We start from the raw sequence: 21,101 nt of genomic DNA on the forward strand, positions 1-21,101 counted from the left end.
AGATTTGGAATTTAAAATTAAAGGCAGCTTCAGGGCTGCCTTTTTTTATGGAACAGTTTTTAAACGAAGTAATTTGAATTTGTACAAATCTATTCGTGTAAATTCGTGCAGTTCATGGCAAAAAATAAATCCCTAGGATGCAAAAAAAGCCGGTACAAAATGCACCGGCTTTTAAAAACACAATAATTATTAGGTTAGAATGTGATCATGTTTACCCTGTTTGTCGCTGAAGTCGTTGTTGTCGACTTTAATGTTCCTCCTGTTGAAGCGTACGTTCCGCCGGTATACAATCCCCAGGGAGATGATCCGCCTACAAAACTCCCGCCAGTATAAGTTCCGCCAAAATAGATTTTATAGCTGGTGCTTGCAGCTAAATTCGGACTTGAAAAATGAAAATAATACACACCGTTTTTCGGTTTGAAAGTTACCATTTCTGTTCCTGACGCATTTTCAATATGCAACATAGATGAAGCCGCAAGCTGCGCGCTCGATTTGATGTACATGCTCGTTTGCGTAGAAGCCGCTCCCATCGATTTGGTCATATTCGAATTGGATCCCGCCGCGATCAGCGTTCCGCCATTCATCAGGAAAGTTCCGTTAAAATCGATGCCTTCTTCAGGCTGGTTTGTAGGGCCTGAAACAATTGTCGTTCCGCCAGAAATCGTGATATTTCCGTTGCTGTCGATCGCATCGCTTCCGGCTACGATCAAAATTCCTCCGGTCACGAATAAATTGCTTCCGTCGTTTGATTCTGTTCCGCCAGAAACCGTTCCGTAAGTTGCGTTGATTCCGTCGTTTGAAGCCGTAACATTGGTTACGCCTCCGGCAAAAGTAATCGTTGGTGCTTCTACGCCCTCGCCCATGCCCTGTGTTGTTGAAATCGCGTTGATGATCGTATTTCCGCCATTTACCGTTACAGCCAAGTCTGAATGCACGCCGTCATCGGTAGAATTTATGGTATTGTTTCCGTTGTTGATCGTAACTGCTCCAGCGGCAACGACCGTTTTTGGATGTGCATAATCTGTTCCTGAAACCAGGAAACGCGCGCCTGTCGTTTTTATATTTGTTGTCGGGTTTCCTGTAGCACTTCCGATAACAATTGCGCCGTCGGCTTTAAGCCCTTTTCCACCTGCACCTGAAGTCGTCGTCGTTAAAGTGCCGCCAGTTACCGAAATATTTCCATCTGCAGAAAAAGCGGCTGCACTATAAGAATCCATCACGCCGGTTGCATTTCTGTAAGTGGTTCCGCTTCCGTTGTTGGTAATAGTAACATTTCCGGCAGTCATGTCGATGTTTCCGTCAGATGAAATTGCTTTGAAAGCGGCTCCGCTTCCAGAGACTGTTACAGTTGCTCCAGCAAGATTTACATTCGTATCCGATTTAAACCCTGCTGTATACGCAGGATCAAAACCTGAACCTGAAGTTTCTAAAAATACGCCGCCTGTCGCAGTAACATTGACCGTTCCGCCATTCAGGTTGATGTCGCCTTTTGCCATAATTCCTTTAGATTGGTTTCCGCCAACGGTTAAGCCAACCGTTCCGCCGGTTACAAATATGGCACTGTCAGAATCGATACAGGCGCTGTTTTGGTTTGCTACCGATACGATTAAATTTCCATTAGCGATTGTCACATTTCCATCGGCTTTGATGCCTTTTGGCGAAGTGTAATCGGCTGTTGCCGAACCTTCTGTTCCTGAAACCAGGAAACGTGCTGCGGTGTTGGTAACCGTGATTGACGGTGCGCCTGTTGCGCTTCCAATTACAATATTCCCATCTGCAGAAAGCCCTTTTCCACCTGAGCCTGTAATGGTGATGTTGAAAGTTCCGCCAGTAATTGTCACAGCTGTATCTGCAGTAAATCCAGAAGTTGAATAGCTATCTACAACTCCGGCAGTATTCGTATAAACCGCACCTGGCCCGGCTGCATTGAGTGTAAAGTTCCCGTCGGTGATCGTGATTCCTGTTCCCGATGAAAATCCTTTACTGCCATTTGCCGTGTTGGTAAGCGCAATGTTAAATGTTCCTCCGTTTACGATAATTTCAGCATCCGACTTGATCGCTGTGGCATATGAAGGATCGAAGCCGCTTTCAGCCGCAGTAAGCACCGCCGCACCCGAAATGTTTGCTGTAATATTTCCGCCACTGAAAGTGATGTCTCCTTTGGCACTAATTCCTTTTGATTGTGCGCCTGAAACGACTACATTGATCGTTCCGCCACTAATGTTTAAAGTATTTGTTCCGGTTTTGATCGCTTTTACATCTGATCCTGTAGAAGTTACATTTATCGTTCCGGCCGTGATGGCAATCGCTCCGTTACCGGCATCGATGCCATCGCCGAGTGACGTAATGTTAGCAGTTCCTCCGCTCATCGCATAACCTTCCGAATGAAATCCGTCTGATGCCGCTGACGAAACCGTCGTAGTTCCACCCTGGATCGTAATCGTTGAAGACGTATTGATTCCGTGTTTTTTGATTCCGCTGACCAAGATCGTTCCGGTGTTTCCGATAACGATCGGGCCATCGGTTGTAATGGTTCCGTTTTTCGTGCTTGCCGTCCCGTCTGAAAGTGTGTTGGTTGTTCCGGCAGACAGTAAAATGTTCGTGATTTTTCCACCTGAAACCGTTAATGCCGCACCGTTTGGATTGGTCAAAGTCAGGTTGTTGAGGATTAAATTCACAGCTGCATCTGTTGCGATCGTCAGGCTTCCATTGGCCGCAGAGCCAAGAATGTTGTATTCCAGATTTGCAATTCCCGAAGTCGCGGCAACGTTGACAATTCCTGCATTTGCTGTGATTGTTACACCTTGCGTTGCGTATGGATTGATGATCGTTGCATTATCGGTACCGTTGTAAATAATGTAAATCTTATCGAGGTTTATCGTATTTGAGGTAAATGTCAGGCTGTCGATCACTGTTTTTTGCAAGTCCAAAGTGCTTACGGCATCCGAAAGTTTGAACTTCGCATACGTTGGGTCTAATTTGATGCTGTCTACTGAAGTTACCTCTTTGGCATACATGATGTTGCCCGAATTGTGAACCCTGATTTTTTGCTGTCCGAAAGTCATGTTGGCCAGTAAAGAAACGATTGTTATGAAATATATTTTTCTCATTTTTTACTGAATTTTAAAGTGGAACCATTGACCTGGACAAAATACAATCCCGGAGACAAAGTCGAAATATCAATATTTTCCTCCGATTGGTAATTGCCTTGCTTAACAAGTTGTCCGGTTAACGAATAAATTTTAGTATCGAGATCTTTAGCAATTTCCGATTTGATGCGCACATATTCGCCACCCGGATTTGGATACAAAATCAGCTTCTTCGCATTTTCAGCAAATGTATGCGTTCCCAGAGTCGTTGTGAAAGCGATTTTACGGATCAGGCTTACCGGAATCGTAGTTGGCGCAACAGCCGAATCGTCTGTTTTTACAAACAAATTGTCAGAATCAAAGTAAAGTTTGCCCGTCGTGGCGACGCTGAAATTTTGCACATTGCCATCGTAATACGTGACTTGTACCCCGGTTTGCGCAAAGGAGCAAGTCGTCATGAACAACAGCAACAGCAGGATAAAGGTTGGTTTTTTCATCATAATATTTTCGTTTTAAAAGGCAATGATAAGGCACAACTTGGCCGTTAAAAAATTATTGAGGTAAATGGTAAAATTTTGTCGGTTAATGTAAAATAATTGTTACCAATGTTTTGATTATAAGGATTTCAGTAAAATATAACAATCAGAATTTACTCACTTTATCAATAAAATAAGGCGAATCGTTCCATCTGATTTTTTTGTAGCTGAAATCTTTTTTAAGTGCTTCGGGCAGGCAATTCCAGATCGCCTCATTCATTTTATCTAAAAGTAATTTTTTCGAAAAAGTGTCCGAAACCACGAGGCTGATTTCCCTGACCGGTTTCGGGTCTTTGAACGGTTTGAACAGCTGCGATTCCTTTTCATTAATGATCGAAAGCTGCGGAATGATCGCAAAACCCAATTCGGCACGCACCAGGTTTTTTAAGGTTTCTATCGAACTGATGTCATACGAAAACTGTTCTTTGATTTTTCCGGGTTCTTTAATATTACAGATATCAAGCAGCTGCGCGTTGTAGCAGTATTCATGGTGCAGCAGCAGCAATTCGGGTTTGTCTTTGGGTTGGATTTCGTAAAAATCGGCGGCAGCCATCGGATGGTTTTGGCTCAGATAAGCGACAAACGGTTCTTTAAAAACCGGATGTTCGATCAAATGCGGATGGCCCGTTGGCGTGGCCATAATGGCAACATCAAGCATGCCGTTTTCAACTTCCTGCATCAATTGGCCGGTGTTTGCTTCTTTGATGATAAAATTGACTTTCGGGGCAGTTTCGCGCATGGCTTTAATGAACAGCGGAATCAAATAGGGTGACAAGGTCGAGATCACTCCGATCTTTAATTCGCCTTCAAGCAAGTTCTTTTCGTTGATAACAAAATTCCGGATTTCGTTGGTTTCCCGGAGGATCTTTTTGGCGCGGTTGATAATTTCAGTGCCGAGTTTTGTTGGCTTGAGCGGAACTTTTGTGCGGTCAAAAATCTTAATCCCAATTTCTTCTTCAAGATTTTTGAGTTGGATGGTCAATCCTGGTTGCGTCACCGTGCACACTTCGGCGGCACGCGCAAAATGGCGCTCTTCATCAAGTGCGACTATGTATTTTAACTGCTGAATTGTCATGATTATAAATTTATTTTATAAAGCTACAAAATTATCAATTTGATTTAAACGAATCACTGTCCTAAATTTGTATCACCAAATCGGAACAACGGTTTGTAACTCTTAAAAATAATCCTTAAAAATAGAAATCATGAAATTTACAAGAAACGCAAGCGCAAACTGGAAAGGTACAGGAATGGACGGAAAAGGAACCATCAACACCGAAAGCAAAATCCTGAACGACGCACAATTGTCATTCAAAACACGATTTGCAGATGGCGTTGGAACGAATCCTGAAGAACTGATCGCCGCAGCACATTCGGGTTGTTTTACCATGCAGTTGAGCTTTATCCTGACAGAAGCCGGTTTTGTTCCTGAAAATCTCGACACCAAAGCCAAACTGGCTTTTGAAGACGGAACGATCACAACCATCCATTTGGATCTTGAAGCAGCTGTTCCTGGATTGGAAGATACACAGTTCCAGGAACTCGCACAAAAAGCAAAAGCGATCTGTCCGGTTTCAAAATTATTAAATGCCGAGATTACATTGACAGCAACACTATTGTCATAATTTTTAAAAATGACAAGCGAAACTCCGGCTTTAAACGTCGGAGTTTTTTATTAACTTTTTTTTCAATCGATCAAATTGTATCCAATATCCTTGTATCTTGCGCCTCCAATTCAGAATTTCTAAACTCCAATGGAAAAATTCTCTTCAGGCGTATATGTGATGCTAAAAAGCGGTGGTATCAGGATGCGCATCAGATGGTATATCGATGAAACGCATGTAGAAACCAGCTGGTATGTTGGCAATCAGGAAGCAAGCAACGTTTTTAATGAAGTAGAACTCGAGGAAATGCCCGATCCTTTTGCTTTTAACAACATCAGGGTCATAGATGCAACTATCGAATCTGCTGGAAATTCTTCTAATTCTTCGCAAACCAATGGCTTTGAGGAAGTCACATTTTAATCTGCAAAATCAAGAAAACGTTTTCGTATAATATTTTCTTAATTAAGCCTATCTTAATTTGATTTTTGCTTTCTTTTTTTATTTTTGGTGCCAAATGAGAGCACTAATTTTCTTTATATCATTATGTACTTTTCTGCTGGCTGGCGGTCATCAAGCCGTTGCAAACACGCAGCAATTGATTAAAGTAACTGCTGCCCAGCATTTTGAAAAATCAAAACAATCCAAATATTCCGACAGCGATCCAGGTCTTACTTTAATCGACGATGCCGATATCGACCTGACCGAAGAAAGCCATTTAACCGACAACCTCAAGAACGATGTTGCCAATAAATTCCTGACCGGAAAATACAACCTGCCACAATTCTGGCATACTTCAAATTCGCTTTCATTTGTAATTTCTTATGAATGCCCGGATTACAACATTTCCCCGCGCTTTTGCGCCCATTCCCCAATTTACATTACGCAAAGGGTTTTACGCCTTTGATCTCACAATCCATCAGTTGCCAAAGGTAAATTTTACCTGGCGGATGCGTTGTAATACCTTACTTCTTCCCGTTTGACAGATTCATTCTGGCATTGGCAACTCCTGCTTTTTTCATCCTAAACCAAAGCATTCAAAACTGCTCAATTTCATTTAAAACCATGAAGAGAATTGTAATTTCCACAGGCTTAATCGCCCTGGTGTGCCTGTCAAGCTGCACATCTAAACAAGAAGTAAAAGAAGAAGCGTCAAACTACACGGTAACAAATCCGGTCGTGATAGATACTTCGGTTACGAAAGAATATGTTTCCCAGATCAAATCGGTGCGAAACATCGAAATTCGTGCGCTAGAAAAAGGGTTCCTTCAAAATATTTATGTCGATGAAGGCCAATCGGTGAAAGCCGGACAGGTACTTTTTAAAATCGTACCGAAAATGTACGAAGCCGAATCTGACAAAGCCAACGCTGAAGTCAAAGCTGCTGAAATCGAACTCCAAAACACCAAATTACTGGCCGATAAAAATGTTGTTTCCAAAAATGAACTGGCGATGGCAAAAGCAAAATTGGATGGCGCTAAAGCGGAAATGTCGATGGCAAAATTCCACTTAACCGCTACGATCATCAAAGCGCCTTTTGACGGAATCATCGACCGCATCCCGAAAAAACTCGGAAGCTTAATTGATGAAGGTGAATTGTTAACGACACTTTCAGACAACAGCCAGATGTTTGCGTATTTCAACGTTTCCGAACCGGAATACCTGAATTACCAAACCGATGTCAAAGACCGCGGCAGCAAAAAAGTCGGATTGCTATTGGCAAACAACCAGCCTTTAAAATACGAAGGCGATGTAGAAACCATCGAAAGCGAATTCGACAGCGAAACCGGAAATATTGCGTTCCGCGCCAAATTTCCAAATCCTGAAAAACTACTTAAAAACGGCGAAACCGGAAAAGTGCAAATGACTGTCCCACTTAAAAAAGCACTCGTCATTCCGCAAAAAGCAACTTATGAAATCCAGGACAAATTTTATGTTTTTGTAGTTGGAAATGACAATGTCGTGCATTCGAAAAACATCACCATCACCAGCGAAATGCCCGATTTATATGTGATCGGAAGCGGCCTTTCAGCCAATGACAAAATCCTGCTCGAAGGCGTACAGAATGTAAAAGACGACGATAAGATCAAATTTAAATTAGTCAATCCAAAACAAGCCATTTCCGAACTGAAATTAAACGCTGAGTAGCGAACCTTAAAACACAAACAAATGTTTAATAAATTCATACACAGACCCGTACTGTCTATCGTGATCTCGCTGATTATTGTGTTCCTTGGTGCGCTGGCGATGACGAAATTACCGGTAACCCAATTTCCTTCGATCTCGCCTCCAAAGGTGAACATTACTGCAGAATATCCAGGTGCAAATGGCGAACTGATGACCAAAGCAGTACTTATTCCGTTAGAGCGTGCGATTAATGGCGTACCCGGAATGAAATACATGGCTTCAGATGCCGGAAATGACGGTGAAGCATCGATCCAGGTGGTTTTCAACCTTGGAACCGATCCAAACCAGGCATCGATCAACGTGCAGAACCGTGTGGCTTCTGTTGTTAATAAACTGCCGCCGCTTGTCGTTCGGGAAGGCGTGAAAATTACACGTGAAGAATCAAGCATGCTGTTGTACATCAACTTATACAGCAAAGACCCAAAAATGGATGAAAAATTCCTGTTTAATTTTGCCGATATCAACATCTTATCAGAATTAAAAAGGGTTGATGGCGTTGGAGATGCCGACATTCTCGGAAACCGTGAATATGCGATGCGGGTTTGGCTAAAGCCTGACAGAATGCTCGCTTATAAAATTTCTGCAGATGAAGTCCTCAAAGCACTTGACGAGCAAAGTTTGGAAGCCTCACCTGGAAAAACCGGGGAAAGTTCGGGAAAACGCACCGAGGCTTTTGAATATGTATTGAAATATCCGGGACGTTTCAGCACCAAAGAAGGCTATGAAAACATTATCCTGAAATCGAGTAAGGACGGCGAATTGCTGCGTTTGAAAGATGTAGCAGACATTGAATTCGGAAGCTCATTCTATGATATTTATTCGAACCTGAATGGACGCCCATCTGCTGCGATCGTACTCAAACAATCTTACGGAAGTAATGCCAGCCAGGTTATTAAAGACGTAAAAGCGAAACTTGCCGAAATTAAATCGACCTCTTTTCCAAAAGGCGTTGATTATGAAATCAGTTATGATGTTTCGAAATTCCTCGATGCATCGATTGAAAAAGTAATCCACACTTTGGTCGAAGCGTTTATCCTCGTTGGGATTGTCGTATTCTTATTTCTTGGCGACTGGCGTTCGACCTTAATTCCAGCCATTGCCGTACCGGTGTCGCTGGTTGGAACTTTTGCCGTGATGTCATTTTTCGGAATTACGCTGAATTTGATTTCCTTATTTGCACTCGTACTTGCGATTGGAATTGTCGTCGATAACGCGATCGTTGTCGTCGAGGCGGTCCATGCGAAAATGGAAGAAAAGAACCTGTCCCCGCTTTTGGCCACACAGGAAGCGATGCATGAAATCAGCGGTGCTATTATCGCGATTACTTTTGTAATGACCGCAGTATTTATTCCGGTTGCATTTATGTCAGGTCCTGTCGGAATTTTCTACAGACAGTTTTCGATCACCATGGCAACGGCAATCGTGCTTTCGGGAATTATCGCGTTAACACTTACGCCTGCCCTTTGTGCAATAATGCTTAAAAACAACCACGGAAAAGTGCGGAAGCAAACGCCGATGAACAAATTGCTCGACGGATTCAACAATTGGTTCAACCGAATTTCCGGAAGATATCAGGGATTATTAGGTAAAATCGTCAACAAAAGATCAGTGACTTTTATCATGCTGATCGTTTTTTGTGCCGGAATCGGACTTTTAAATGGCAGCCTGCCTTCCGGATTTATCCCGAATGAAGATCAGGGAATGTTTTATGCCGTCATCCAGACGCCGCCGGGTTCTACATTGGAACGTACCAATCAGGTCGCTCAAAAATTGCAGAAAATCGCTGAAAAAATCGATGGTGTAAAATCGGTTTCGTCACTTGCTGGTTATGAAATTTTGACTGAAGGAACTGGGGCCAACTCGGGAACCTGTCTGATCAACTTAAAAAGCTGGGAAGACCGCAAACATTCTGTTGGCGACATTATGAAAGAACTCGAAGAAAAATCCAAAGACATCCAAGGCGCGACGATCGAATTCTTCCAGCCACCGGCAGTTCCTGGTTATGGTGCTGCGGGCGGATTTGAGTTGCGTTTGCTTGACAAAGCTGGTTCCGGCGATTACAAAAAAATGGAAACGGTCAGCAAGAATTTTGTAAAAGAGCTCAACAAGCGTCCCGAACTGGCATCGGTATTTACATTCTACAGCGCGAGTTTCCCGCAATACATGCTAAAGATTGACAATGACATCGCGCAGCAAAAAGGTGTCAGCATCGACAATGCGATGAATACACTTTCGACTTTGGTAGGTAGTAATTATGAAACCAGCTTTATCAAATTCGACCGCCAATATAAAGTAATGGTTCAGGCATTGCCGCAATACCGCGCGTTGCCATCGGATATTTTGAATCTTTATGTGAAAAACGACCGTGATGAAATGGTGCCGTTCTCTGCATTCATGAAAATGGAAAAAGTGTATGGTTTATCCGAAATCACGCGACACAATATGTACAATGCATCTGAGATCAGCGGATCTTCAGCGCCGGGGTACAGTAGTGGTTCTGCGATTGATGCGGTTGCCGAAGTAGCGAAGAAAACATTGCCAAGAGGATTCGGAATCGACTGGGCCGGAATTTCTGCCGATGAAGTCGCCCGTGGAAACGAAGCGATCTACATTTTCCTAATCTGTCTTGCCTTCGTTTACCTGATTCTTGCAGCGCAATATGAAAGTTTCGTGCTTCCGTTTGCCGTAATCCTTTCACTTCCAGCGGGAATTTTCGGTGCCTTTCTTTTACTCAAAATCTGCGGACTTGAAAATAACATTTACGCGCAGGTGGCGATGGTTATGCTGATTGGTTTGCTTGGGAAAAATGCCGTACTGATAGTGGAGTTTGCCGTACAAAGGCATCGCGCCGGGGATTCTGTATTGACAGCCGCAATTGAAGGTTCTGCAGTGAGGTTCCGCCCTATTTTAATGACTTCTTTTGCGTTTATCGCCGGATTGATTCCGCTGGTTTTTGCATCAGGTCCGGGCGCAACAGGAAACCGTACGATTGGTTCTGCCGCTGCCGGCGGGATGTTGATTGGTACTCTTTTCGGAGTCATCGTAATTCCGGGATTGTACTACATATTCGCAAAAATTTCAGAGCGCAACATCATCGTTATTGATGAAAATGAAAATCCATTAACCGAAGAAATCGATCACAATGTATAAATCCAAAATCAATCGGTACTTAATTCCGCTTGGCGTTTGCCTCGCGATCGCAAGCTGTAAAACACCGCAAATCGCAGCGACAGCAACGAATACCGCCGTTCCTGAATCTTACAATACGAGTTCAGATACAACGAATATGGCGTCTGTGCAGTGGCGTAAATTCTTCACAGATAAAAATCTGGTCGACCTGATCGATACCGCCTTAAAGAACAATCAGGAATTGCAGATCACATTACAGGAACTTGAAATTGCTAAGAATGACATTCGTGTCAGGAAAGCCGATTTGCTTCCGACTTTAGGCATCAGAGCCGGAGCTGGAGTTGAAAAAGTCGGCCGATACACGAGCCAGGGCGCGGGTGATGCTTCAACTGAAATCATGCCTGGAAAGGAAGTTCCGGATCCATTAACCGATTTCACGGTTGCCGCTTTCGCAAATTACGAAGTCGACATCTGGAAAAAACTGCACAATTCTAAAAAAGCAGCGGTGACCAGATATTTGTCAAGCATCGAAGGAAAGAATTTTGTTTTAACAAACCTGATTGCTGAAGTTGCCGATTCGTATTATGAATTACAGGCTTTGGACAACCAGATGTTGATCGTAAAACAAAACATCGACCTGCAGAAAAATGCGCTTGAAATCGTAAAAGTGCAGAAAGAAGCCGCGCGTGCGACCGAGCTTGCCGTGCAGAAATTTCAGGCCGAAGTGTTCAAATCGCAAAGTTTGGAGTTTGACATTGCCCAGCAGATCAAGGAAACTGAAAACCGCATCAATTTCTTACTGGCGCGTTATCCACAGGAAATACCGAGAGATAAAGGTGAGTTTTTAAGTTTGGTTCCAACAGCGATCCAGTCGGGAATTCCGTCACAATTATTGGCAAATCGTCCCGATATTAAACAAGCGGAACTGGATCTGGCAGCGGCAAAACTTGATGTAAAAGTAGCCCGTGCCGAGTTTTATCCAACATTAGGGATTTCAGCAGCGGTTGGTTATCAGGCATTTAAAACCTCTTATTTGTTTACGAATCCTGAATCATTATTGTATTCGCTTGCGGGAGATTTAGTGGCACCATTGGTCAACCGGAATGCGATCAAAGCCGAATTCAAAAATGCAAACGCAAGACAGCTTCAGGCGATGTACAATTACCAGCGTGTGGTTTTAAATGCGTATATCGAAGTGGCAAACCAGCTTTCAAACGTCAGCAACCTCGAAAAAAGCTACGATTTAAAATCAAAACAAGTAGACGCTTTGAATAAATCGATCGATGCTTCAAACGATTTGTTCCGATCTGCAAGAGTAGATTATTTTGAAGTTTTGATGACGCAGCGCGATGCTTTAGAATCCAAACTAGAACTCATCGACACCAAAAAAGAACAGCTCAATGCCGTTGTCAATGTATACAAAGGTTTGGGCGGCGGCTGGAAATAAGCTATCGTTTTTAAAATGAATGAGCCGGGCAATTGTCTGGCTTTTTTATTTTTAAAAACGAATCCTTCGGGTAAATCAAAAAAACAGTTCTAAATATTATTTAATCTATTGATTTTTAGTAAATTGTGATATGAAAATGATTAACATCCAATATGATGTACCATGAGAAAATTTTGCTTTTTGCTGATTTTTTTTGCCAACCAATTAAATGCCCAGGTTGGCATCAACACCACTACTCCATTATCAACACTTGACATCCGTGCAAACGATCCTGCGAATCCGACAAATGCCGATGGACTAATGATTCCAAGGGTTGATTCATTTCCGTTCCCGTTTCCAACCGCTTCCCAACAAGGCATGCTCATTTATCTGACCACAACATTCGGTTTATCACCTCCAGGATTTTACTTTTGGGACAATATTTTTAACAGCTGGCTGCCTGTTGGTGGGCGCAATTGGAAACTCGGAGGAAATACCGATCTGCTTGCGACGGATTTCATCGGCAGCATGAATCAAATGGATATCAAATTTAAAAGATACAATATCGGTTCCGGAATTATTTCAGAATTCAATACGGCTTTTGGTTACAACAGCCTAAACAACACCATTTTCTCTTACAGCAACTGCAGCGCTTTCGGAGCTGGCGCGATGTCAAACCATGCCGGAACTTCGAATACTGCTATTGGCGCTAATGCGTTACAAAGCTACGGCGATAGTTCCTACAATACAGCAATCGGCAATGAGTCACAGGCGGCCAGCGGATTTGCTTCAAACCACAATACATCAGTTGGTTATCGTACGTTGGCGGTGCTTACCGTTAATGGAAATGACAACGTAGCAATCGGAAGTCTGGTCCTGGGCAAACTTACAGCCGGAAACAGCAATGTGGCCGTCGGAAGCAAAGCATTTGAAAATCTTCAAAACGGATTTGACAATACGGCCATTGGCTACAAAGCCATGAATTTAGCAACCGGCACAAATGGCAGTACCGCAATCGGTTCGCGTGCGCTGGAGCAAAATATGTTCGGAAACTACAATACTGCTGTTGGATACATCGCTTTAAATACCAATAACGGAAGCAACAATACCGCAATCGGATACCAATCGCTGTCGCAAAATAATGGCGGGAGCGACAATACTGCGGTAGGATCAAATGCCATGCTTCAGGCCCAGGGTTTTGAAAATACTGCTGTGGGTAAAGATGCTTTATATTCAAATGCAAACGGAAACCGCAATACGGCAGTTGGAAAAGATGCCCTTTATATGAATAATTTGGGGCAGGACAATACAGCCGTTGGAAATAGCGCACTCAAAAACAACAATGTCAATCAAAATTCGGCTTTTGGAAAAAATGCGCTTTTAAACAACGATTTTGGCACAAACAATAACGCTTTTGGATTTTCAAGCCTTTTGGACAATACTTCAGGAAACAATAATGTTTCGATGGGAAGTTACGCATTGGGACAAAACCAAACCGCATCCGGAAATACCGCTATTGGAAATTTCGCGCTGGCATATCATATTAATGGCGATGACAATACGGCCATTGGAAACAATGCTTTTTCAGGCAACGGCAACTTTTCAAATTCAACTGCGATTGGCGCCAATAGCGACATTACGGCAAATAAACAAGTTCGGATTGGCGATTCCAATGTGACAAGTATTGGTGGTTTTTCAGACTGGACGAACATATCGGACGGTCGTTTTAAGATGGATGTTAAGGCAAATGTTCCGGGATTGGCTTTCATTGGCAAACTTCGCCCGGTGACGTATCATTTGAACATGCAGGCAATTAATGCTTTTCGGAAACATTCAAATAGCTCAGAAAACCGCAACGAACTCCAAACCGGATTTATCGCACAGGAAGTCGAACAGGCCGCAATAGATTCAGGTTTTGATTTCAGCGGTGTCGACAGGCCTAAAAATGATTCTGATTATTACGGGTTGCGTTATGCACAATTCGTCGTTCCATTGGTCAAAGCCGTTCAGGAACAACAGCAAATTATTGAAAAACAACAACGTGAAATTGAATTGCTAAAACTTCAGGTCAACCAAAATGATTATACCCAGCAGGCGGTTTTGCAAAGGTTGGCGGCTTTAGAACAAAAAGCTTTGCGGGATTAGTTGCAAAAAAACATCTTGACGCATATCTAATAACGATGCTGTTTTTTGCGTATTTTTGTGCTTCAAAATTACTGCAAAAATGGCACGCCCAAAAATCGAAAATGACTTACCTAAGGCAAAAATCAATGCCTATTCCTTAAAAAAAGCATGGCAATTATTCAGTTACGGAAAAAACCACCGCTGGAAATTTTACATCGGTTTACTCTTTTTATTATTGACCAGCGGCACAGCGCTCGCCTTTCCAAAGCTCATCGGATTGCTTGTCGATTGTGCAAAAAATAAAGATCTGGTGCAAGCCAATTATTTGTCATTGATGCTCGTTGGAATCCTGATTTTACAATCGGTTTTCTCTTTTTTCAGATTGTCGCTGTTCATCAATTTCACCGAAAATACCCTTGCAAATATTCGCCTTGCGCTGTATTCAAACCTGATCAAACTGCCAATGACGTTCTTTTCGCAAAAACGCGTGGGCGAACTCAACAGCAGGCTCAGCTCTGACATTGCACAAATCCAGGACACTTTAACGACGACGATTGCCGAATTTTTAAGACAATTCATTTTGATCATCGGTGGCGTAGTTTTTCTGGCGGTGATTAGCATTAAGCTGACTTTAATGATGCTTTCGATTGTACCATTAGTTGCCGTTGCTGCGGTCATTTTCGGGCGTTTTATCAGGAAATATTCGAAGAAAACCCAGGATACGATTGCTGAAAGCCAGGTGATTGTTGAAGAAACTTTACAAGGAATCAGCAATGTTAAAGCGTTTGCCAACGAATGGTACGAAATTGCACGCTATTCGGCCAAGATCAAGGAAATTGTAAAAATCGCGATCAAAGGCGGGCAATACCGCGGTTATTTTGCATCGTTCATTATTTTGTGCCTTTTCGGATCGATAGTCGCTGTGGTTTGGTTTGGCGTGACTTTGATTATTTCGGGTGATATGAAAGATGTCGGGCAACTGATTTCATTTGTATTGTACTCGATATTTGTTGGTGCTTCTTTTGGCGGGATTGCCGAATTGTATGCCCAGATCCAGAAAGCAATCGGCGCTACGGAACGTGTTTTCGAATTGCTCGATGAACAGCCGGAAAACATCAATAGCATCCAAAAACAGCAAACTCAAAAATTGAAAGGCGAAGTCGAATTTAAAAACGTTGCTTTCAGTTATCCGTCAAGGAAAGAAATACAGGTACTCGATAATGTGAGCTTTTCTGCAGGATTCGGGCAAAAGGTTGCGCTCGTTGGCCCAAGCGGTGCAGGAAAATCGACGATTTCTTCGTTGTTGTTGCGATTTTACGATATTGATTCGGGTGAAATATTAATTGACGGAAAAAACATCTTCGATTATGAATTGGAAGACCTTCGCGGCAACATGAGCATCGTTCCGCAGGACGTGATCTTATTTGGCGGAAGCATTCGTGAAAACATCGCTTATGGAAAACCCGATGCGACTGAAGAAGAAATATTCCTCGCCGCCAAACAAGCCAACGCACTGAATTTCATCAACGGATTTCCTGAAAAATTTGAAACGCTCGTAGGCGAACGCGGCATTAAATTATCGGGCGGACAACGCCAAAGGATCGCAATTGCACGCGCATTGCTTAAAAATCCGGCGATATTGATTCTGGACGAGGCCACTTCTTCACTCGACAGCGAAAGCGAAAAACTCGTTCAGGAAGCACTTGAGATTTTAATGGAAGGACGAACCAGCATTATCATTGCACACAGGCTTTCTACCATTCGCAAAGCAGATAAAATCCTGGTGCTTGACAAAGGAACGATCATCGAAGAAGGAACGCATAATGAACTTTTGGAAATCGAAAACGGACTCTATAAAAACCTGAGCAGCCTTCAGTTTTCCAACTCCTAAAAAAAAGCCGCTTTAAACTGAGTGGCTTTTATTTATCTTTTTAATGAAAAGTGCGACTGGAATTTCTTTTTCACATTGTTCTCTGTGTATTCCATGACGAACCAATAATCGTCTGCCGGCAGTAGTTTTCCATCATAAGTTCCGTCCCAGTCTTTATTCTGGAGGTTGATGATCTTCATTAGTTTTCCGTAACGGTCGAAGATTTTTAGCATCGCCGTCGGATCAGATTCCAATCCCGGAATGGTCCAGATATCATTGTAGCCGTCGCCGTTTGGCGTAAAGAATTTCAGGTATCCGATAATCGAAAACGGTTCGCTCAAATCGGTACAACCGCTTTCATCCCTGATTTTAATGGTATGCGCACCTGAACCAACATTCGGGAATACATTTGAAGCCTGGAAAGGGCCGTAATCAAGCTGGTATTCATAAATTCCGTCGCCAACCACCAAAATCGTAATGTCTTGACCTTCAACGAAAGCCGTATTTCCATTTATTGTAATCGATTCACCAATGAATGAACTGGTTACAACTGCAGTTGCAGGTTCAGATAAGCAGCCTGTTGCTTTATTTCTCGCGACAACTGCATACCTTCCGGCTTTGACGGCAGTATGCGTATTTCTGGTTTCGCCGGGTAAGATTTCATCATTTAAAGTCCATTCAAAATCATAATTCGCATTGTCGAGACCTGCATTTAAAACATAGCTTCTTTCTACCTGATTTACAGATTGCCTGATGCAGATAACGCCATCTGTAAGGCTTACTACAGGCAACGGTTTTACCGAAACTACAATTCTGGCACGTACACTTTCACAACCAGCAATGGTTTGGGAAACATAAAAAACCTGATCTCCTGCAACTTCGGTCAAAGGCAATGGCGCGCCTGGCAATGCAGCACCTCCAGTTTGATTGGCGTACCAATTTAACGTGCCTCCAGACGCTGCAATCGCTGTTAAAACCGAAGCCATTTCATATTGACAATACACCACAGGCGATACTGTAGGCAAAGCAGAAGCCCGTACCATAATGGTCATTGGCGTTCTTAAACTTTCACAACCATTCAACGTTTGAGATACATAAAAAGTGGTGTTTCCTGCTACAGCAGTTAATGGCGTTGGTGCATTTGCCAATGGCAGTTCAGCCGGATTGTTGGTAGTGTACCAATTTAAGGTTGCTCCAGCAGTAGTGTTGGCCGTTAAAGCCGTTGCTGTTTCGCCGCTGCAATAAATTACCGGAGTCGTCACTGTTGGTGCCAATGGTTTTTGAATAACTTCAACAGGGATTGCAACACGCGGGCTTTCGCAGCCATTTACAGTTTGTGACACATAATAATTTGTAATTCCAGAATTTGCTGCCGATGGCGTTGGCGAATTTATCGAACTGGTTCCGTTTGTTGCATTGGTTCCGTACCAGTTTAATGTTCCACCTGCACTTGCAGTAGCTGTCAATGCGGCTGTTACTGAGCCTTGGCAATACACAATTGACAAAACCGATGGTGCTAAAGGCATTGGTTTTATCGTCACAACAATTGCCACACGGCTGCTTTCACAACCATCAAGCGTTTGCGACACATAATAATTTCTAACACCCGCTGTAACCGACAACGGATTTGGTGCTGTTGCAGATGCTGTTCCGCCAGTCGCATTTGTTCCGTACCAATTGAGCGTGGCCCCAGGCGATGGTATTGCAGATAATATATTGGTTGGTTCATTTTGGCAATAGCTAAATGTCGCTGTAACGGCTGGGACAGCAGTAGCAGGCAAAACATCTACTACAATGGCAACGCGATCGCTTTCGCAGCCGCTTACAGTTTGTGAAACATAATACGTAAGGCGCCCGGCTGTTGTCGTTAGCGGAATCGTGGCTACATCCGTATCAGTACCACCAGTGGCAGCCGTTCCGTACCAATTTAAGGAAGCTCCCGGTAAAGCGTTCGCTGACAATGCTGATGCTGTTGCTCCGAGGCAATACGTTACAGGTGTAACCGGTACAGGCGGTAATATTGGCAAGCCTACAAGAACGCGAATCAAAGCACGCGGGCTTTCACAGCCGTTTATAGTTTGTGAAACATAAAAATCTGTAGTTCCTGTTATTGCGGTTTGCGGTGTTGGAACAATAGCGGAAGCCGTTCCTCCTGTAGCATTGTTTCCATACCAGTTTAGAGTCGCTCCAGCCAACGGCACTGCATTCAATGGCAGAGACACAGCGCCTTCACAATATCTTACCGGAGAAGTAACATTTGGCGTTACCGGAATTTCATTAACAACAACTGTAATAAAAACCCTCAAGCTTTCACAACCCGAAATGCTTTGGGAAACATAATACCTAAAAGTTCCCACTGTCGCTGTAGAAGGCATTGGTGCCGGGATTTCGGTTCCGCCAGTCGCGTTTGTTCCATACCAATGAAGCACCGCTCCGGATAATGGCGTCGCTGTAAGTGCGGAGGCCGTTTCGTTCTTGCAATATACAAATGGTACTGTCGGAACTGTTGGCGCAATCGCAGCAATATTCACCTGAACTACAATTGCAGATCTTAGACTTTCGCAGCCACCTAAAGTTTGTGACACATAATAAGTAAAGTTTCCGGGTGTAGAAGTTACTGGAGTTGGCGCTGTGGCAGATGCTGTTCCACCAGTAGCATTGGTTCCATACCAATTGAGTGTTGCGCCGGTTAAAGGCGTTGCCTGCAATTGCGAAGGCGTTTCATCGCGGCAATAGATCACCGGAGTTGTTACAATTGGTGCTGTAATCGCGGCGCTGATCGTCACTACTGCTGACAGATTTACAACAGCGTTGCACGGCGTTGGCAGATAGGAATATTGGAAACCATCAATCCAGGCCGACCCTGCGATTCTTGCAATAGTCAGTTTATTTGTTGCAACAGCAGTAGTAAAAATAATCCGTTGTAAAACACCTATCGTTCCAGAGTTGAATATTTGTGTAGCAGTTCCGTCGGTGATGCTGAGCTGGCAGGTGTTGATATTTCTTGCAAGGCTGATTGTGATCGCAGTTCCGGCCGGAACTTGATGCTGCAAAGAAACCACCATAATGGCATTGGTACCATTCATGGAAGCCGAATTGACAACGGTTGCAGTCATACCGGCAGCAGCAATGACACCAATCGCATTGAGCGGATTTTCTCCCCCGGAAATATTTAATGCACGGCCAGTCACTGCTGCAGCGCTAGCCGTAATTCCGGTAGCATGCAATGTTGTTGTCGCAGCAATATTGGGCAGGGTGACGCCAATTGTTCCTGAAGCATTGAGTGTTGTTGTTAATGCCGGCAAAATACCATTGATCGTATAAGAAACGACAGCATTTGGTGTTCCGGTCAGCGTATAAACTGCCGAGCCGCCGCTGCAAGTGGAATTGTTGCTGGTAAGGTTTGACAAAACCGGTAAAGTTTCCGTTAAAACAACCGGGCCGATTGGTGTCGTACAATCTGTAAATGAGGTAAGAATATTTGAATAAGTACCCGCAGATAACCCTGAAATGACAATTTTACCAAGATAATTGCTTCGTAAAGTAACTGCTACCGGAGTGCTGCCCTGAAGGTAAGTAATATTGTAAAATTTGTTTCTTTCAAATCCGGTGAGTGTAATGTAACCGTCGGCAGCACCGCAAACTGTTGGGTTTGCTTTGGTAGCTTCGGGGCAAACAACAGAACAATCAGTAGTTCCGGTTCCGCCATTTTGCTGCATCGAAATGTATCCTGTTGCGCCTTCATAATTGGTTACCAATAATAAATAATATTCTCCTGCATGTGCATTGGGAATATTGGCGGTTTCCTGGCTTGCCAATGAAAAGCTGCAATCGACGAGATTTCCGACAAGGTTTCCGCACCCGGCCACGTCATCTGCATAAGGTCCCCACAATGCAAAATCCACATCGATCTGCGTTCCCGTTCCGTTAGGCCCGCTTGATTGTTTGATGACCAATTGTAATGGGCCGTCATCTGCAATTTTTATGGTATGCCAAACCGGATTTGGCGCTTCGAGCAAACAAGTACTTCCTGTAATGGTTCCTGATGAATTCGGGACGCAATCATTTGAAGTCACATTTGGAAATGGCACTGAAGTATCGGCACAAAATTTCGTACCGCTTTCACAAAAAGAATTTAAAGGCAGGGCTTCATTAATTCCTGGTGTCGTAGAAAGTGAAATGGCTGCTGCCCAGCCTAAAAATTGGCCTGAATTGTCACTTTGAAAGCTAACGGTCAAACAACCGTTCGGGTCACTCGATCTAATGACGCCTCCCAAACACGACATGGGCGAAACGGCACCGTATACTCCTATTATTTCACCATCAGTACCGTCACCTTCGTAAATGGTAAACACATCCCGTGGAAAGGCATCGGTACTATACGCGCTAAAATCCAGGGTTACATAAGTTCCGGGTATTGCCGGGCAAAAAGTGATCGTATAATCTTCATTTGCAAAATAATTTTGCGTAGGCCCATTAGAATCATAGAACATACCAGTGGTCACTGTAAAAGTACCATTTTGCATGTTGTAAACCTGGGCATGCCCGACAGCAGCAAACAGCAGTAAAAAAAGTAGGATTTTTTTCATAAGATCTATTTTAGGGGTTCAATAGATATGAGGTAATCGGTGTTGTCAACCCTGTAAACAAGCTTGTTTTTGCAAACCATGTCGAACTGGTATTTCAGGGCATTGAAATTGTCAGGATCGAAATTTTTATCTCTTTTCAGATTTGAATTGTATTTGTCCTGCAATTCAAGCGAGGAAAGCAACTTAAATTTTTTGCCGCGGTGCTCAGGTAAATTTTGGATAGAGATCCGATTGAAAAAATCAGTGATCAAAGGCAATCTTTTTGAAGAAGATTTGAAAACCAGCGCATCAGCCTGATCTGCAAAAACTTCATTGATGTATTGCTCTATTTTTTGTTTGCTATAAAGTGGTTGTTTCTGAAAATTTATTGTCGTAAAAGAAAACAACAAAAACAGCGACAATAACGCAACGGTATTAAGAAAGGGGTTTTTCATAATAAAGTAGGTTTTGGATATAAATTCGGGGAGAAAAATATCATCTGAAGATGAAGGATAAGAATTTGAGTCGATTCTCATCACAATTGAAGTAGGTTTGCTCCATAATTTGGGTT

General features: G+C 43.2%; 13 protein-coding genes. 8 read left to right on the top strand and 5 right to left on the bottom strand.

Features of this window, described 5'->3' with window-relative positions; genetic code table 11:
• Positions 1 to 194: 194 nt before the first annotated feature.
• The 3 genes from BLS32_RS17340 to BLS32_RS17350 form a co-directional block, all read right to left on the bottom strand.
• Positions 195 to 3,110 (bottom strand): carbohydrate-binding domain-containing protein, encoded by a 2,916-nt coding sequence (locus tag BLS32_RS17340; protein WP_091399071.1) that lies wholly within the window; start codon positions 3,108 to 3,110, stop codon positions 195 to 197.
• Positions 3,107 to 3,589: a T9SS type A sorting domain-containing protein gene (locus BLS32_RS17345; RefSeq protein ID WP_091399074.1), complete on the bottom strand. Its 483-nt coding sequence runs from the start codon at positions 3,587 to 3,589 to the stop codon at positions 3,107 to 3,109. Before BLS32_RS17345 ends, BLS32_RS17340 begins: the two co-directional genes overlap by 4 nt.
• Before the next feature lie 142 nt (positions 3,590 to 3,731).
• Positions 3,732 to 4,700, bottom strand: coding sequence for a hydrogen peroxide-inducible genes activator (locus BLS32_RS17350; protein ID WP_091399077.1), 969 nt, complete (start codon positions 4,698 to 4,700; stop codon positions 3,732 to 3,734).
• Positions 4,701 to 4,830: 130 nt separating this feature from the next.
• Between BLS32_RS17350 and BLS32_RS17355 the strand changes: the two genes are divergently transcribed.
• From BLS32_RS17355 to BLS32_RS17390, 8 genes are all read left to right on the top strand, one after another.
• Positions 4,831 to 5,250 (top strand): OsmC family protein, encoded by a 420-nt coding sequence (locus BLS32_RS17355; protein ID WP_091399080.1) that lies wholly within the window; start codon positions 4,831 to 4,833, stop codon positions 5,248 to 5,250.
• 129 nt (positions 5,251 to 5,379) lie between these two features.
• Positions 5,380 to 5,649, top strand: coding sequence for a hypothetical protein (locus BLS32_RS17360; protein ID WP_091399083.1), 270 nt, complete (start codon positions 5,380 to 5,382; stop codon positions 5,647 to 5,649).
• 94 nt (positions 5,650 to 5,743) lie between these two features.
• Positions 5,744 to 6,133: a hypothetical protein gene (locus BLS32_RS17365; RefSeq protein WP_091399086.1), complete on the top strand. Its 390-nt coding sequence runs from the start codon at positions 5,744 to 5,746 to the stop codon at positions 6,131 to 6,133.
• A 158-nt stretch (positions 6,134 to 6,291) separates the two neighbouring features.
• Positions 6,292 to 7,374, top strand: coding sequence for an efflux RND transporter periplasmic adaptor subunit (locus tag BLS32_RS17370; protein WP_091399196.1), 1,083 nt, complete (start codon positions 6,292 to 6,294; stop codon positions 7,372 to 7,374).
• A 21-nt stretch (positions 7,375 to 7,395) separates the two neighbouring features.
• Entirely contained in the window at positions 7,396 to 10,563 is a 3,168-nt protein-coding gene (locus BLS32_RS17375; RefSeq protein WP_091399090.1) for an efflux RND transporter permease subunit, read from the top strand.
• Positions 10,556 to 11,989: a TolC family protein gene (locus BLS32_RS17380; RefSeq protein WP_091399093.1), complete on the top strand. Its 1,434-nt coding sequence runs from the start codon at positions 10,556 to 10,558 to the stop codon at positions 11,987 to 11,989. The genes BLS32_RS17375 and BLS32_RS17380 overlap by 8 nt, the downstream gene beginning before the upstream one ends.
• A 162-nt stretch (positions 11,990 to 12,151) precedes the next feature.
• The gene (locus tag BLS32_RS17385) at positions 12,152 to 14,113 is read left to right on the top strand and encodes a tail fiber domain-containing protein (protein WP_091399095.1); all 1,962 of its coding nucleotides are present in this window, start codon (positions 12,152 to 12,154) and stop codon (positions 14,111 to 14,113) included.
• Between the two features lie 79 nt (positions 14,114 to 14,192).
• Positions 14,193 to 15,983, top strand: a complete 1,791-nt coding sequence (locus BLS32_RS17390) for an ABC transporter ATP-binding protein (RefSeq protein ID WP_091399098.1) — start codon at positions 14,193 to 14,195, stop codon at positions 15,981 to 15,983.
• Between the two features lie 32 nt (positions 15,984 to 16,015).
• On the opposite strand, the gene BLS32_RS17395 is transcribed toward BLS32_RS17390, so the two are convergent.
• Together BLS32_RS17395 and BLS32_RS17400 are read right to left on the bottom strand one after the other, a co-directional pair.
• Entirely contained in the window at positions 16,016 to 20,551 is a 4,536-nt protein-coding gene (locus tag BLS32_RS17395; protein ID WP_091399101.1) for an Ig-like domain-containing protein, read from the bottom strand.
• A 5-nt stretch (positions 20,552 to 20,556) separates the two neighbouring features.
• Positions 20,557 to 20,985 (bottom strand): hypothetical protein, encoded by a 429-nt coding sequence (locus tag BLS32_RS17400; RefSeq protein WP_091399103.1) that lies wholly within the window; start codon positions 20,983 to 20,985, stop codon positions 20,557 to 20,559.
• Between the last annotated feature and the right edge of the window lie 116 nt (positions 20,986 to 21,101).

Source organism: Flavobacterium noncentrifugens (genome assembly GCF_900100375.1).
Lineage (GTDB): Bacteria > Bacteroidota > Bacteroidia > Flavobacteriales > Flavobacteriaceae > Flavobacterium > Flavobacterium noncentrifugens.

Excerpts from the sequence above, each read along its gene's own strand:
- BLS32_RS17380 (WP_091399093.1), top strand. The coding sequence starts at position 10,556 with ATGTATAAATCCAAAATCAATCGGTACTTAATTCCGCTTGGCGTTTGC.
- BLS32_RS17355 (WP_091399080.1), top strand. The coding sequence starts at position 4,831 with ATGAAATTTACAAGAAACGCAAGCGCAAACTGGAAAGGTACAGGAATG.
- BLS32_RS17400 (WP_091399103.1), bottom strand. The coding sequence starts at position 20,985 with ATGAAAAACCCCTTTCTTAATACCGTTGCGTTATTGTCGCTGTTTTTG.
- BLS32_RS17375 (WP_091399090.1), top strand. The coding sequence starts at position 7,396 with ATGTTTAATAAATTCATACACAGACCCGTACTGTCTATCGTGATCTCG.
- BLS32_RS17350 (WP_091399077.1), bottom strand. The coding sequence starts at position 4,700 with ATGACAATTCAGCAGTTAAAATACATAGTCGCACTTGATGAAGAGCGC.
- BLS32_RS17360 (WP_091399083.1), top strand. The coding sequence starts at position 5,380 with ATGGAAAAATTCTCTTCAGGCGTATATGTGATGCTAAAAAGCGGTGGT.
- BLS32_RS17385 (WP_091399095.1), top strand. The coding sequence starts at position 12,152 with ATGAGAAAATTTTGCTTTTTGCTGATTTTTTTTGCCAACCAATTAAAT.
- BLS32_RS17365 (WP_091399086.1), top strand. The coding sequence starts at position 5,744 with ATGAGAGCACTAATTTTCTTTATATCATTATGTACTTTTCTGCTGGCT.
- BLS32_RS17390 (WP_091399098.1), top strand. The coding sequence starts at position 14,193 with ATGGCACGCCCAAAAATCGAAAATGACTTACCTAAGGCAAAAATCAAT.
- BLS32_RS17395 (WP_091399101.1), bottom strand. The coding sequence starts at position 20,551 with ATGAAAAAAATCCTACTTTTTTTACTGCTGTTTGCTGCTGTCGGGCAT.
- BLS32_RS17370 (WP_091399196.1), top strand. The coding sequence starts at position 6,292 with ATGAAGAGAATTGTAATTTCCACAGGCTTAATCGCCCTGGTGTGCCTG.
- BLS32_RS17340 (WP_091399071.1), bottom strand. The coding sequence starts at position 3,110 with ATGAGAAAAATATATTTCATAACAATCGTTTCTTTACTGGCCAACATG.
- BLS32_RS17345 (WP_091399074.1), bottom strand. The coding sequence starts at position 3,589 with ATGATGAAAAAACCAACCTTTATCCTGCTGTTGCTGTTGTTCATGACG.